Raw genomic sequence first — 13772 nt, 5'->3', positions numbered from 1 at the left:
GCGGAGGCAGCCGGAGCACGCGCGTCGCGCCGGTGGTGGTCCTCGCACGGCTGCGGACCGGGTCCGCCGCCGGCCTCGTGGGCCATGCTCCATGCCCGGACGGGCGTGCGGCTAGTCGCTGGTCGGCAGGTCGGGCCCGTCACAGGGGCGAGGCCCCCGTGCCGTGCCAGGACACACCCCGAGTGGCGCGCCACCGCACCGGGCGGCTGGACGCACAGCGGGGGCGGGCCGGCCCCGTCGGCCGGCCCGCCGCCCACGCGTGGTGTCCGGGCTGCGACGCGTCAGGTCGCGCGGGCCTGCCCGGCGAGGTGCAGCCAGGTGTCGACGACGGTGTCGGGGTTCAGCGACATCGACTCGATCCCCTGCGCCACCAACCACTCGGCCAGCTCCGGATGGTCGCTGGGGCCCTGCCCGCAGATGCCGACGTACTTGCCGCGCTCCAGACAGGCCTTGATCGCCATCTCGAGCACGGCGAGGACGGCCGGGTTGCGTTCGTCGAAGCTGCCGGCTACGAGGCTGGAGTCGCGGTCCAGGCCCAGCACCAGCTGGGTCATGTCGTTGGATCCGATGGAGAAGCCGTCGACGTGCTCGAGGAACTCGCCGGCCAGCAGCGCGTTGGACGGCAGCTCGCACATCATCACGACGGAGAGGTCGTTCTCGCCGCGGCGCAGGCCGTGCTCGCCGAGCAGGCGCACCACGCCCTCGATCTCCGCCACGGTCCGGACGAACGGGATCATGATCTTGACGTTGGTCAGACCCATCTCGTCCCGGACGTACCGCAGCGCCTCGCACTCCATGGCGAAGCAGTCGGCGAAGTCGGCGGACAGGTACCGCGACGCGCCCCGGTAGCCCAGCATCGGGTTCTCCTCGTGCGGCTCGTAGAGCTCCCCGCCCAGGAGGTTGGCGTACTCGTTGGACTTGAAGTCGCTCATCCGCACGATCACCGGCTCGGGCGCGAACGCCGCGGCGATCATGGAGATCCCCTCGGCGACCCGCTGCACGAAGAAGTCCCGCGCCGACGGGTAGGCGACGATCCGCTCCTCGATCTGCGCCTTCAGCGGGGCGTCGAGGGTCTCCAGCTCCAGCAGCGCGCGGGGGTGGATCCCGATCTGCCGGTTGATGATGAACTCCAGCCGGGCCAGCCCGACGCCGGCGTGGGGCAGCCGGGAGAACGCGAACGCCTGCTCCGGCGTCCCCACGTTCATCATGATCTTCGTCGGGATCTCGGGCATGGCGTCCAGCTGGGTCTCCAGCACCTCGAACCCCACCTCACCGGCGTACACGAGGCCGGTGTCGCCCTCGGCGCAGGAGACGGTGACCGGGGCGCCGTCGGAGAGCACGCGGGTGGCGGTCCCGGTGCCGACGACGGCGGGGATGCCGAGCTCGCGGGCGATGATCGCCGCGTGGCAGGTCCGCCCGCCGCGGTCGGTGACGATGGCCGAGGCCCGCTTCATGATCGGTTCCCAGTCCGGGTCGGTCATGTCGGCGACCAGCACGTCGCCGGCGGCGAAGGAGTCCATTTGGTCGATGTCGGAGAGCACCCGGACGGCGCCGGCGCCGATCTTCTGCCCGATCGCCCGCCCCTCGACCACGACGTCCCCGGTGCCGGTGAGCCGGTACCGCTCGCTGGTGTTGCCCGAGCGGGACTGCACGGTCTCCGGACGGGCCTGCAGGATGAACAGCTTCCCGGTCAGCCCGTCCTTGCCCCACTCGATGTCCATGGGCCGGCCGTAGTGCTCCTCGATCCTCAGCGCCTGGCGGGCCAGCTCGAGGACCTCGTCGTCGGTCAGGGACAGCCGCCGGCGCTCCGCAGGGTCGACGTCGACGAACTCCGTCGTCCGGCCGACCTCGGCGTGGTCGGTGTAGACCATCTTCGTGGCCTTCTCCCCCACGCCGCGCTTGAGGATGGCGGGGCGCGCGGCGCGCAGGGCCGGCTTGTAGACGTAGAACTCGTCGGGGTTGACCGCGCCCTGCACCACCCCCTCCCCCAGCCCGTAGGCCGAGGTGACGAAGACGGCGTCCCGGAAGCCGGACTCGGTGTCCATGGTGAACAGCACGCCGGAGGCCCCGACGTCCGAGCGCACCATCCGCTGCACGCCCGCCGACAGCGACACCGCCTCGTGGTCGAAGCCGTGGTGCACGCGGTAGGCGATGGCCCGGTCGTTGTAGAGCGAGGCGTAGACCTCCCGGACCGCCTGCAGCACCGCGTCGATGCCGCGCACGTTCAGGAAGGTCTCCTGCTGGCCGGCGAAGGAGGCGTCGGGCAGGTCCTCGGCCGTGGCGCTGGACCGCACCGCGAAGGAGGCCTGGGGGTCGTCCCCGGCGAGCTTCTCGTACGCGGCCCGGATGTCGGCCTCCAGCGCCGGCGGGAACGGCTGCTCGACCACCGCCCGGCGGATCTCCCTCCCTGCGGCGGACAGCGCCCGGACGTCGTCGGTGTCCAGCGTGCGCAGCTGCTCCGCGATCCGGGCCGCGAGCCCCGTGTCGCCCAGGAAGCGCTGGTAGGCCGCGGCCGTGGTGGCGAAGCCGTCGGGGACGCTGACCCCGGCGTCGGCGAGGTGGGAGATCATCTCGCCGAGCGAGGCGTTCTTGCCGCCGACGACCTCCAGGTCGCCGAGTCCGAGCTCGGCGAACCAGCGGACGTTGTCCGCGTCGTCCGGGGTGCCGCCGGCCGGGGCCTGGGGTGTGGTGTCGGTGCTCATGGTCGGGTGGTCCTTCCTCGCCGGAGGTCGTGGCCGGACTGCAGGCGTGCGCCGGAGCTGCGCCGCTGCCTGGCCAGGGTCTGGATCACCACGGCGGCGATCTCCTCGACGGAGGCCGCCGAGGTGTCCACCGTGGGCAGGTGGTGCGTCTCGTACATCGCCGTCGCCCGGCGCAGCTCGTAGCGGCACTGCTCCTCGGAGGCGTACCGGGAGTCCGGCCGTCGCTCGTGCCGGACCCGGCTGAGCCGGGCCACCGTGGTGGTCAGCCCGAAGCAGCGGTCGGCGAGACCACGGACCGGGTCGGGCAGGTCCGTGGTCTCCAGATCCTCGTCGACGAGGGGGTAGTTGGCCACGAATAGGCCGTGCTGGAGGGCCAGGTACATCGCCGTCGGCGTCTTGCCGCACCGGGACGGGGCCAGCAGCACCACGTCGGCCCGGTCCAGCCCGCGCGGGCTCAGCCCGTCGTCGTGCTCGATGGCGAACTCGATCGCCGCCATCCGGTTGTTGTACCGCCGGACGTCGCCGACACCGTGCAGCCGCCGGGCCTCGCGCAGCCCGCGGGCCTTCAGCTGCTCCTCCACCCGGCTCAGGTGCAGGCCGAAGAAGTCGATGATCGGCGCTCTCGTCCGCATGAGCTCTTCGCGGACCTCGTCCACGGCCGCGGTGGAGAACACCAGGGGGGCCACCGGTCCGTCCATCGCCTCGTCGAGCTGGGCCACCACCTCACGCGCCATCTCCACCGTGGAGATGAACGGGATCAGCGTGCGCTCGAAGGACACGTCGGGGAACTGGATGAGCAGGGCGTTGCCCATGGTCTCGGCGCTGATCCCGGTGCTGTCGGACAGGAAGAAGACCGGGACGACCTCGTCGGGGTCGCGGTCCCGATGGGGGGCGAGCGGATCGGTCATTCGCAGCACCTCGGGTCCGACGCGTCGTCGCGTGCAGGCGTGCCGTCCGGTCGTGGGTACCAGGTGGCCATGCCTGATCATGCCCTGCGCCCGCCGGTGGGGACCGTCGAGCCACCGGCGGGCGCCTGGCCCGCCCGGCCGCAGACGGTGGTCGGTGGATGTGCGCGCCACCGTGCGGTCGTCCCGCAGGCGGTCGGCGACCGGGACGGCTCGGTCAGTCGGCGTCGGGCTCGGAGACCAGGTGGACCACGGCGGCCGGGCTGGATATCCAGAACGCCGAGTCGCCGTCCAGGGGCTCGATCTCGTCGCAGCGGGCGACGCCTGCGGTGGCCAGGTGGTCGGCGGCGGCCGCGGTGTCGGCGGTCGTGACCTGCAGCCACAGCTCGGCCTGGCTCACCCCGGGGACGCGGTCGATCCACAGCCGGTTGGGCCCGAAGGCGAACCCGGCCGACGGCGGGCCGGAGGTGAAGGGGTTGTCCAGCTCGCGCAGGCCGAGCGTGTCCCGGTAGAAGGCCACGGTCGCCGTCCACTGGTGCGGGGGCACCTTCATCGCGATGTTGCGTCCGCCGGCGTAGGACGGGCGTTCCCGGTGGTTCATGGCGCTCCCTCTGGCGTGGCGGGGGCTGCCCCACCCCGACCGTGATCGGCACCGGCCGCGCGTGTGCGGCCGTGGTCGTCGGCGGACTCGGCGGCGGCCTTCAGGCGGCCCAGGCGCTGATCCCACCGGTCGGCCAGCTCGGTCAACCATGCCGCTGAGCGGTCCAGCTGCTCCCGGCGCACGGCGAATCGGATCTCCCGGCCATGGCGGGCGGAGGCGACCAGGCCGGCTCGTTCCAGTACGCGCAGGTGCTTGTCGACGGCCTGGCGGGAGACCGGGAGAGGTCTCGCCAGGGCGGTCGCCGATGCCCCGGTGGGATGGTCGCCGAGGGCCTCCAGCAACCGGCGGCGGTGCGGATCGCTCAGCGCCGCGAAGACCGTTCCGACGTCGGCGGTGGCCGGTGCGGTGCTCATGCGCCGTGCAGGAAGGTGCGGGCGGCGGCGAGCTCGGCCTCCCAGCCCTCGGTGTGGTCGTCGAGGTCGCGCCGCCGCTGTTCCTCGGTGGTGTCCAGCGCAGCGAGGCCGCTCTCGACCACCCGCAGCAGTACGCCGCCTTGGAGGTGTTCCTCGATCCAGAACTCGACCAGGGTCGACCGGTCGCCGACGGCCCGGCCGGCGCCGTCCGCGGCCAGCCAGCGGAAGGCGGCGTAGCGCGGGGGGTCCAGCCGCACCGTGCGGATGGGAAAGGCTCCGTGCACCGGGTCGTGCACGGTGACGACGTCGCCGTCGGGCTCGATGCGGTGCACGGTGATCCGGCCGTCATTGATCCACCACCCCGGCTCCGAGACCAGTTCCCATACCCGGTCGGCGTCCGCGGCGATCCGGATCGAGCGCTCGATCCGGTCGTTGCCCTCGCTCATCCCACCTCCGGGGAACGCCACCCACGTGCGGCGTCAGGATGCATGATCCGGACCCCGGGTGCAACCCGTCGGTTGCACAACGGCCGGGCGCGACCTCCTGTCCGTGGATCCGCTCGTGCCGGCGCCGGGCAGGACCGGTCCGCGAGGCGCACCGGGGACGCCCCGGGAGCGGCCGTGCATGCAGCACGATCTCCACGACGTCAGACCCTCGGTCGATCACGTGAGAAGCGTCAGCGGGACGGGCGCGCGGTGAACGGGTCACCGTCCCCGGATTCGTCCTGTTCGACCGCGCTGCGTCCGGAGCCGGGTCGCGATTCCCACGTCCACTCCTCCTCCATGCGCACCCGTCCGTCGTCGAGGACGGTGATCCGGGAGGTGCAGCGTCCTGCGGCGGTGGTCCCGGTGCTGTTCAGGTGGACGTAGCGGAAGTCGAGCCGGTCACCGGTCCTGGTGCCCACGAGGTACCCGCGCGCGATGGCGCCGCCCGCGTAGTCGGCCCACACGGTGTGGCCCTCCTGGTGGTACCGGAACCGGGTGGCGGGGTCGACCTCTCCTCCTTCGCTGTTGCCGGTCGCGCCGAAGGTCTTGCCGTGGATGTCCACGGTCCTGGGGTCGCGGTCGTCACTGGGCATGGGACCTCCGAGAGGCGTTCGTGGGTGACGTCGGGCTCGCCTGGCGCCCCGGGTCCCGAGGGTGGGTGGTCCCGAGGCAGTCGGTGGGGCCGGCCGGAGATCAGCGCAGATCATCTGCATCCAGGTCGTCCCGTGCTTCGACCGGGTGCTGATCACGATGTCGCCGGGGCGGTAGCGGAAGTCGAGCCACCGGCCGCTGTCCTCGTCGGAGGAGCGATAACGCACCGGCGTCCGCGTCATGACAGTGGACGCTAGATGCTCCGCCCGGCCGGTCGACCAGCGCGCTGCTGGTGGTGCTGGCCGTCGAGCACTTGGACACAACGGTGAGCCACCGATGCCTCGCACTCCCGAGCACGCCGGAACGGCGCCGCCCGTGCGTAGGGCGACGCCGCTCCGGATGACGAGTGCCGGATCAGCCGCCGGGACGCTCCCCGCGGGGGCCTCCCCCGCCCATGCCGCCGCCCATACCGCCGCCGCTGAACTCACCGGCCGTCGCGGTCCCCAGCTCCGTGCCGTCGACCACGACGGTGTACTGCGCGCCGCTCTCCACCTCCGCGGAGGAGAACGTCACCAGGGCGAAGTCCTTGCCCGCCGTCCAGCTGCCCAGCACGTCGCCGTCGGAGGAGACGATCTCCACCGTCGAGCCGGCGTCCTGCGCGTCGAAGGTGGCGGCCAACCAGCCCTGCTCCGACGACGTCACCGGCGCCTGTGCCATGCCCGAGCTGCCGGTCACCAGCAGGTCGCCACCGCTCACGGCGAGGCCGTTCTGCACGTCGATGGCGCCGTTGCCCGAATCCGTGGGCCCGCTGACCGTGACCGTGCCGCCGGTCATGGTGCCGCTCCCGTTGGAGTCCAGGCCGTCACCGCCGGAATCGACGGCGATGGTGCCCCCGGTGATGGTGAGCCGGTAGGCGCTCGAGGTGGCGAAGGAGTCACCGCTCCCGCCGGGGCCCTGCTCGCCGGAGCCGTCGTTGCCGCCGCCCACGTTGATGCCGTCGTCGCTCGCGGTCAGGTCCAGCTGCCCACCGGAGATTGTGATGACCGCGCTCTCCACCGCCTCGTAGGACCCGGTCACCGTCAGCTCGCCGCCGGCGATCGTGACGTCGCCGTCCGCGTGCACGCCGTCGTCGGCCGTCGCCAGCGTGAGGGTGCCGTCCTGGATGCTGACGACGCCGTCGGAGTGGACGGCGTCGTCGGCGGAGTCGACGTCGACCGTGCCGCCGCCGACGACCACGCTGACCGTGCCCTTGAGCCCCTTGGCGGAGGCGTCCTCGGCCACGGTCTCCCCGCTGCCGCCGCCTGCCCGGACCTGCACCGTGCCGGCGCCCACGATGACGTCGGTCTCCGCGGCGAGGCCGTCACCGCCGGAGGTCACGTCCACCGATCCGCCCGCGACGTGCACGTAGCCGGCCGTGGTGTCCTCGGCGTCGTCGGACTTCAGGCCGTCCCCGCCGGCCGTGACAGTGACGTCGGCGTCCTCGACCACGAGGTAGTCCTTGCCGCGGATGCCGTCGTCGACCGCCGCCACGGTGACCGTGCCCGAGTCCAGCACGAGGCCGTCCTGGCTCGCGATGCCGTCGTTGGCGTTGCCGGAGACGGTGAGCGCGCCGGCCCCGGTGAGGGTCAGGTCCGCCGAGCTGTACAGCGCCGCGTTGGGCTCCGCGCCGTCGACGGCGTAGTCGGAGCCGTCGGCGAGGGTGTTCGTGGACCCGTCGGCCAGGACCACCATCGCGATGTCGGCCGCCATGAACGCCAGGGCCGACGTCGTGGACGAGGTGATCTCCGCGTCGTCCAGGACGACGCGGACCACCCCGTCGTCCTCGGTCTCGACGACGACCTGGCCCGCCAGGGTGCCGCTGAGCCGGTAGGTGCCGGCCGCCGTGATGGTCACCGTGCCGTCGGACACCGTGACCGCGTCCGAGTCGGTCTCGGCCGAGTCGCCGGTCAGCGCGATCTCGCACCTCGGACTCCTCGTAGGCGTGGTCGGCGTCGTCGTCGTGGGCGCCCAGGTTGACGGCGACGGCGTCCTCGACGGAGATCCCCGTGCTGGCCGACACCTCCTCGGCGGAGACGGTGGAGGCGGTGCCACCGGAGGAGCCTGTCGTGGTGGTCCCGGCGGTGCAGCCGGCGAGGACGGCGGCGATGAGCGCACCGGACAGCGCGGCGCGGGTCTTCTCGAGTCGGCTCACGGGAGGTTCCGATCGTCGGAGGAACAGGGGGTCAGGAGGGAGAAGTGCCGGCGCAGGACCGGGCACCACTTGTTGTCGGGAAGGTCGCCGCGCAGCGCGGCGAGCCCGGTGCCGTACTTGGAGATCCGGGTGGGCCGGTGCCCCGATCGCCACAGGCGGCGGTCGGCCGCCGAGGGGGCGGAGCCCGACTTGGTCTCGACGGGCACGACGTCCGCGAGCCCGGCGGCCGGGCCGCCGGGCAGGGACCACGTCAGGTCGGTGTCGACGGTGACCCGGCCGTCGGTGGCCGGGAGGTGCAGGGTGGTGCGCCGGTACGCGGTGCGGAGCACGGGCCGGAGTTCGTCGCTGCGGACCTGGCCGAGGCCGGCCCGGTCCAGGACGTCGTCGACGAAGGCGGCCACGTGCTGCCGGTCACCGGCGGCCGGGATGCGCTCCTTCACCGTCGCACCGCGCGGCCCGCGGGTCTTGACCTCGAGGAAGGCGGTTCCGGTGTCCAGGTACGTGCGCCGGCGCACCTTGAACCGCCGCCTCCTGCCCCGGGCGGCGAGGTGGTAGCCGGTCAGCTCCGGGGTGTCGAGGTAGAGGGACTCGTAGCCGAACGCGCGCAGCCCCGCCATCTCCAGCACGCGCACCTCCTCGGTGCCCGCCAGGCCGGCCAGGAACCGCTCGGCCGCGGGCAGCGGGAGGACGTACTTGCGGTCGACCCGGGTCTGCAGCGCCGCGCGGGCGACGAGCTCCTCGAGCCCCACGGGCGGGAGGTGCTCCACCGACGGCAGCGCCGGCACCACCGCGGTCACCGCTGCACCGGGGTGGACGAGAGACCGTCGTGCCGCCCGAAGGGAGCGGGGGAAGCCGACGCAGCGGGGCGCACCGCCGACCGCGATTCACGCGCGACCTCGAACCGGACGTCGACCCAGGTGGTGTCGTTGACCAGGTCCACGCGCTGGACGGTCACCTGGTGCACGCGTGCGCCGAGCAGGCCCTCCAGGTGGGCGGTCAGCCCCTGCTCGTCGGTGAACGCGGAGTCGAGGACCATCACCTGCCGGCGGTACCGGCGCAGCAGCCGCGGGTGCCCGGCGGCGTACATGGCAACGACGACCATGGCCATGAGGGCCAGGGTCAGCGGGACGCTCGCCGCGCCGAGCCCACCCAGCAGTCCCAGCGCCAGGGCCGAGAAGTAGTAGGCCACCTCGTGCTGGTCGAGCTCGGTGGACCGCAACCGGATGATGGAGAGCACGCCGAACAGCCCCAGGCCCAGGCCCGCGCCCACGCCGCTGCCGGCGAGGGCGACCGAGACCGCCAGCACGCCGACGTTGACGCCGATGTAGGCGATGACCAGGTCACGGCGCCGGTGGCGGGGGAAGTACACCCCGAAGGTGAGCAACCCGATGGCGAGCAGATCGGCTGCGTACAGGTAGACAGGAGAGGACATCCGGCTTTCCAGGGGTCGACGACGGAACGAACGCCACGTTGCGGCACGGAGCTGCGCTGTCACTGAGCGTCGACTCCACACTTCCTGTGAGCCGGTCCGTGGTCCCGCTCCCCCGTCCAGGGCCGTCGAGGGGCGCCGTCCGGTCTCCAGCAGGCTCACAGGCCCGGCCCATGGCCGGCACAACCGGCTCCGCCACGACTGACGGCATGCCTGAGAACACCCGGCGCCGCACGCAAGCAGCTGACCGAGTGCGCGGCACTACTGCACCGGCGGTGCGCCGTTGAGGTCCTACGGCGCGGTGGCAGGAGCAGCGAGGGCGGCGGACAACTCCGCGCAGAGCTCCGCGAGGGCCTGCGGCGCGCTGCGGCACAGCTTCGGGAAAGCCAGGTAGCCGTGCGGCATCCCGACGTAGGTGGTGGTGCGCACCGGAACACCAGCCGCTCGCAGGGCGGCGGCGTAGCGCAGACCGTCGTCGCGGATCGGGTCGTGCTCCGCGACCTGCACGAGGGCAGGCGGGAGCCCACGGTGGTCGGGCGCCAGCAGCGGCGAGGCATAGGGGTCTGCCGGGTCCTGGGCACCCAGGTAGTGGGCGCGGTAGGCGAGCATGTCCTGCCTGGTGAGGATCGGTGCGTCCGCGTTCTCCTCGATGGAGGGGCTGCCGAGGGTGAGGTCGGTCGCCGGGTAGAGCAGCGCCTGGAAGGCGATGGCCGGACCGGACCGGTCGCGGGCCATCAGGCTGACCACGGCCGACAGGTTTCCGCCGGCGCTGTCACCCATGACCGCCATCCGGCGGGCGTCCGCGCCCAGCTGCGCCGCCCGGGCCGCGATGTCGACCAGCGCGGCGTAGCAGTCCTCCGCTGCCGCGGGCCAGGGGTGCGCGGGCGCCAACCGGTAGTCGATCGAGACCACGACGGCGCCCACGGTCACGGCCACGTTGCTGCACAGCCAGTCGGCCTGGTCCAGCGACCCGAGCACGAAGCCGCCGCCGTGGACGTTGACCACCAGCGGCAGCACGTCGTCGACGGCGCCCCGGGGTCGGTAGACCCGGATCGCCAGCTGACCTGCCGCACCGGCGGCGACGTCGTCCGTGAGGGTCACCCCGGCGGCGACCCCGCCGAGGAGCAGGTCGACCACGGGGTTGTGGCCGACCGTCCGCTGCTGGACCCGGCCGATCTGCTCCTCGTCCATCCTGGTGATCGACGCCAGCCGCAGCACCCGGCCCAGCGCCTTCACACGAAGATCCAGCTCCGCCACGTCAGCGGCCCAGGATGCCGAGGTCCACGGGCAGCTGGATGCCGGTGACGTGCCGCGCCTCGTCGGACGCGAGCCAGGCCACGGCGTGGGCGATGTCCTCGGGCTCGGAGATCGGGTCCGGCAGGGCGCCCATCAGCATCGGCGCCAGCGTGGTGGCGTGCTGCTGGGCCAGCTCGAACATCTCCGCGGGCTGCATACCGGTGGCCACGCCGTGCGGATGCACCGTGTTGACCCGGATGTTGTGCTGCCCCAGCTCGTTGGCCATGGTCCTGGCCAGGCCGACGACGCCGTGCTTGCTGGCCGCGTAGTCGGCGAGGAAGGGCAGCCCGCGCAGCCCGGCGACCGAGCTGATGATGACGATCGAGCCGCCGGTGCCCTGCTCCAGCAGCACCGGCACGGTCGCCTTCATGGTGAAGAAGGTGCCGGTCAGGTTGGTGTCGATCGTCTCCTGCCACTTCTCGACCGGGATCTCCCACGACATCGAGCCCGAGCAGATCCCGGCGTTGGCCACCACGACGTCGAGCCGGCCGAACTCCGCCACGCCGTCCTTCACCAGCGACGCCTGCGCGTCGAGGTCCCGGACGTCGGCCCTGCGCACGAGGACCCGCCGGCCCTGGGCCTCGACCAGCCGCGCGGTCTCCGCGAGGTCCTCCTCCGACGGCCCCGCGTACGACGTCGTCTTCGCCGTCTCGCAGTTGTCGAGGGCGATGATGTCGGCGCCCTCGGCGGCGAGGCGGACGGCGTGCGCCCGCCCCTGGCCCCGGGCGGCGCCGGTGATGAAGGCGACCTTGCCCTCGAGGCGTCCGGACGTACTGGTGGTCACTCGGTTCTCCTGGTGGTGGAAGGGCCGGCACACGCTGTGCGCCGGAACAGCGATTGGTCAGGCGCGGGCCATGTGCCGTGCAGCCCGGAGCCCGAACACGGTGGCCGGGCCGATGGTGGATCCCGGGCCGGGGTAGGTGCGGCCCATCACCGACGCGGAGTTGTTGCCCGCGGAGTACAGGCCCTCGATGACCGAGCCGTCCTCGCGCAGGGCCCGGCCGTCGGCGTCGGTGACCACGCCGCCCTTGGTGCCGAGGTCGCCGATGACGACCTTGAAGGCGGTGAACGGCCCCCTCTCCAGCGGCCCGAGGTTCGGGTTGGGGCGCACGGTGGGGTCGCCGTAGTAGCGGTCGTAGGCGGAGTTGCCCCGCCCGAAGTCGCCGTCGACGCCGGCCCGGGCGAAGCCGTTGAACCGCTCGACGGTGGCCCGGAGCCGCGCGGGCTCCATGCCCAGCCGGCCGGCGAGCTCGGCGACGCTGCGCGCCTTCACCATGATCCCGGCCTCACGCATCGCCTTGTTCTGGCGCGGGTCGAGGGCGAACGTGCGCAGGTAGCGGCGGGCGTGCCGGGCATCCGCGATCAGCCAGTAGGCACCGTCCCGGTCGTGCTCGAGCATGTGGTGACCGAGGTCGACGTAGGACTCCGACTCGTTGGCGAACCGGTTCCCGGCGGCGTCGGTCATGAGCGAGTAGGGCATCGAGCGCTCCCCCACGATGAATGCCGGCGTCCCACCCGCGGGAGCGGCGACCGAGGCCCCCCACCACGCCTCGTCCATCAGCTCGACGGCGGCGCCGGCGCGCTGGGCGATCTCGATCGGCCCGCCGACGTTGCCGGGGTTGCCGGACGGCGAGCCGTCGATGCCGTGGTGCTTCTGCCGCCAGTCCCGGTTGTGCTCGAACCCGCCGCCGGCCAGCATCACGCCGCGCTCGGCCCGGATCGTGACGGTCCGCCCGTCCCGCCGGATCCGGACCCCCACCACCCGGTCCCCGTCGACGACCAGGTCCTCCAGCGGCGAGTTCAGCCAGAGCGGCACCTGCTGACCGAGGACGACGGCCTTGCAGAACGACGTGGCGAGGGCGACGCCGATGCCGACCAGCCGCTGCCCGCGGACCACCCCGCCGAGCGCGCGGAACACCAGCCGCGCCCCGCGGACGAACCCGCCGGGGGTGGACCAGGCCCGCCCGAGCAGCCACACGTCGTCGGTCTTCACGGAAGCGGCACCGCGTTCCGCAGCGTCGTCCACCAGTCGCCGACGACCTTGGCGTCCAGCGGCCGCACCTCGACGGCCCGGCCGATCTTGCCGCCGGGGAGCTCCGGGTAGTAGTCCGGGTAGTCCTTCGCGCGCACGAAGGTCATGCCGTACTTCTCCGCCGTCGTCACGAAGTCGGCGACGCCGTCGACGAACGCCTCCTTGCGGTCCCGCTCGGTCGCACGGCCCTGGTCGCCGACCGTGGCATCCAGGTAGGTCAGCGCCTCCTCGCGCGAGTCGCCGGCACCGGCCCGCTGCATGAGCGGGTTGTCCGGCAGCCACAGGCCACCACCGGACATCGCGGTGCTGCCACCCCACTTGTCGGTGCCCTCGAGCAGCAGGACGGAGAGCCCCTCGTCGGCCGCGCCCATGGCGGTCGCGAAGCCGGCTCCACCGGTGCCGACGACGACGACGTCGAAGGTGTGGTCGAAGACCGTCGGTCCAGGCATCGGGCCGCTCCTCCCGTCGGTTACCGGACAAGGTTGTCCGGATGAGTAGGCTGTGAGCATGGTCACCGATGGGCGCCGCGTCAACCGTGGGCCCGCTGCGGCAACGGACAACCGCCGGGCCATCCTGGACGCGGCCCGTCGGGTCATGGCCGACCGTGGCTACCGGGTGCCGCTCAGCGCGATCGCCCGCGAGGCCGGCGTGGGCCAGGGGGTGCTCTACCGGCACTTCCCGACCCGTCTCGACCTGGCCTTCGCCGTGTTCGAGGAGAACTTCACCGACCTCGAGCAGATCGCAGCCCGGCCCGACGCGAGCGCCTTCCGAGCACTGTGGGCCCGACTGGTGGATCTCTCCGTCGAGGCCTCGGCATTCGTCGAGATGGTGGTCGACGCCCGACGCACTCTCCCCGAGTACAAAGGTGCCGAACGACTGCTCGCCCTCGTCGAGGACACCCTGCCCCGCGCCCAGCAGGCCGGAATGGCCGATCCTGCGCTCACCGCGGACGACGTCCTGCTGGCCTGGCGGATGATCTTCGGTGTCGTGGTGACCTCGGCGCAGCCGGATCAGAGCCGCGCAGCGGTCGAGCGGGCGCTCGCGCTGCTCCGGCTGCCCTGACACGTCTCGTCCCTCGCACGAGGGGGCAGCCACCTCCCGGAGCCCGCGACCTCCGCGCCGGCGCA

The 13772-nt window shown here is 72.7% G+C and carries 14 protein-coding genes; 1 reads left to right on the top strand and 13 read right to left on the bottom strand.

All coding sequences use genetic code 11. The annotated features are described in order from the left end of the window. Positions 1-281 precede the first annotated feature (281 nt). From ppsA to ABDB74_RS09465, 13 genes are all read right to left on the bottom strand, one after another. Positions 282-2702 carry a phosphoenolpyruvate synthase gene (ppsA, locus tag ABDB74_RS09525; RefSeq protein WP_346623570.1) on the bottom strand — a complete coding sequence of 807 codons (2421 nt, stop codon included), beginning with the start codon at positions 2700-2702 and terminating at the stop codon, positions 282-284. Then, positions 2699-3610, bottom strand: a complete 912-nt coding sequence (locus ABDB74_RS09520) for a pyruvate, phosphate dikinase/phosphoenolpyruvate synthase regulator (RefSeq protein ID WP_346623569.1) — start codon at positions 3608-3610, stop codon at positions 2699-2701. Before ABDB74_RS09520 ends, ppsA begins: the two co-directional genes overlap by 4 nt. Before the next feature lie 214 nt (positions 3611-3824). Next, the gene (locus tag ABDB74_RS09515; RefSeq protein WP_346623567.1) at positions 3825-4208 is read right to left on the bottom strand and encodes a hypothetical protein; all 384 of its coding nucleotides are present in this window, start codon (positions 4206-4208) and stop codon (positions 3825-3827) included. After that, on the bottom strand, positions 4205-4621 hold the full coding sequence (locus ABDB74_RS09510) for a metalloregulator ArsR/SmtB family transcription factor (RefSeq protein WP_346623566.1): 417 nt from the start codon (positions 4619-4621) through the stop codon (positions 4205-4207). Before ABDB74_RS09510 ends, ABDB74_RS09515 begins: the two co-directional genes overlap by 4 nt. Then, on the bottom strand, positions 4618-5067 hold the full coding sequence (locus ABDB74_RS09505; protein WP_346623564.1) for a hypothetical protein: 450 nt from the start codon (positions 5065-5067) through the stop codon (positions 4618-4620). Before ABDB74_RS09505 ends, ABDB74_RS09510 begins: the two co-directional genes overlap by 4 nt. 230 nt (positions 5068-5297) lie before the next feature. After that, positions 5298-5699, bottom strand: coding sequence for a hypothetical protein (locus tag ABDB74_RS09500; protein ID WP_346623563.1), 402 nt, complete (start codon positions 5697-5699; stop codon positions 5298-5300). Between the two features lie 412 nt (positions 5700-6111). Next, complete coding sequence (locus ABDB74_RS09495; RefSeq protein ID WP_346623562.1) at positions 6112-7590, bottom strand: carbohydrate-binding domain-containing protein; 1479 nt, start codon at positions 7588-7590, stop codon at positions 6112-6114. A 294-nt stretch (positions 7591-7884) separates the two neighbouring features. Next, positions 7885-8685: a polyphosphate polymerase domain-containing protein gene (locus ABDB74_RS09490; protein WP_346623560.1), complete on the bottom strand. Its 801-nt coding sequence runs from the start codon at positions 8683-8685 to the stop codon at positions 7885-7887. Next, positions 8682-9320 (bottom strand): DUF4956 domain-containing protein, encoded by a 639-nt coding sequence (locus ABDB74_RS09485; protein ID WP_346623559.1) that lies wholly within the window; start codon positions 9318-9320, stop codon positions 8682-8684. The genes ABDB74_RS09490 and ABDB74_RS09485 overlap by 4 nt, the downstream gene beginning before the upstream one ends. 288 nt (positions 9321-9608) lie before the next feature. After that, entirely contained in the window at positions 9609-10574 is a 966-nt protein-coding gene (locus ABDB74_RS09480; RefSeq protein WP_346623557.1) for an alpha/beta hydrolase, read from the bottom strand. Between the two features lies 1 nt (position 10575). Beyond that, entirely contained in the window at positions 10576-11397 is an 822-nt protein-coding gene (locus ABDB74_RS09475; protein ID WP_346623555.1) for a mycofactocin-coupled SDR family oxidoreductase, read from the bottom strand. A gap of 57 nt (positions 11398-11454) precedes the next feature. Then, the gene (locus tag ABDB74_RS09470) at positions 11455-12606 is read right to left on the bottom strand and encodes an FAD-binding protein (protein WP_346623553.1); all 1152 of its coding nucleotides are present in this window, start codon (positions 12604-12606) and stop codon (positions 11455-11457) included. Next, entirely contained in the window at positions 12603-13094 is a 492-nt protein-coding gene (locus ABDB74_RS09465) for an FAD-dependent oxidoreductase (RefSeq protein ID WP_346623551.1), read from the bottom strand. The genes ABDB74_RS09470 and ABDB74_RS09465 overlap by 4 nt, the downstream gene beginning before the upstream one ends. A 58-nt stretch (positions 13095-13152) precedes the next feature. Between ABDB74_RS09465 and ABDB74_RS09460 the strand changes: the two genes are divergently transcribed. Then, on the top strand, positions 13153-13707 hold the full coding sequence (locus tag ABDB74_RS09460) for a helix-turn-helix domain-containing protein (protein ID WP_346623549.1): 555 nt from the start codon (positions 13153-13155) through the stop codon (positions 13705-13707). Positions 13708-13772 lie beyond the last annotated feature (65 nt).

This window comes from Blastococcus sp. HT6-4 (assembly GCF_039679125.1).
GTDB lineage: Bacteria > Actinomycetota > Actinomycetes > Mycobacteriales > Geodermatophilaceae > Blastococcus > Blastococcus montanus.
Note: the sequence above shows the minus strand (reverse complement) of the source record. Positions and strands in the feature narration are given on the sequence as shown.

Coding starts and splice junctions, on each gene's coding strand:
- ppsA (WP_346623570.1), bottom strand. CDS start 2,702: ATGAGCACCGACACCACACCCCAGGCCCCGGCCGGCGGCACCCCGGAC.
- ABDB74_RS09520 (WP_346623569.1), bottom strand. CDS start 3,610: ATGACCGATCCGCTCGCCCCCCATCGGGACCGCGACCCCGACGAGGTC.
- ABDB74_RS09515 (WP_346623567.1), bottom strand. CDS start 4,208: ATGAACCACCGGGAACGCCCGTCCTACGCCGGCGGACGCAACATCGCG.
- ABDB74_RS09510 (WP_346623566.1), bottom strand. CDS start 4,621: ATGAGCACCGCACCGGCCACCGCCGACGTCGGAACGGTCTTCGCGGCG.
- ABDB74_RS09505 (WP_346623564.1), bottom strand. CDS start 5,067: ATGAGCGAGGGCAACGACCGGATCGAGCGCTCGATCCGGATCGCCGCG.
- ABDB74_RS09500 (WP_346623563.1), bottom strand. CDS start 5,699: ATGCCCAGTGACGACCGCGACCCCAGGACCGTGGACATCCACGGCAAG.
- ABDB74_RS09485 (WP_346623559.1), bottom strand. CDS start 9,320: ATGTCCTCTCCTGTCTACCTGTACGCAGCCGATCTGCTCGCCATCGGG.
- ABDB74_RS09465 (WP_346623551.1), bottom strand. CDS start 13,094: ATGCCTGGACCGACGGTCTTCGACCACACCTTCGACGTCGTCGTCGTC.
- ABDB74_RS09460 (WP_346623549.1), top strand. CDS start 13,153: ATGGTCACCGATGGGCGCCGCGTCAACCGTGGGCCCGCTGCGGCAACG.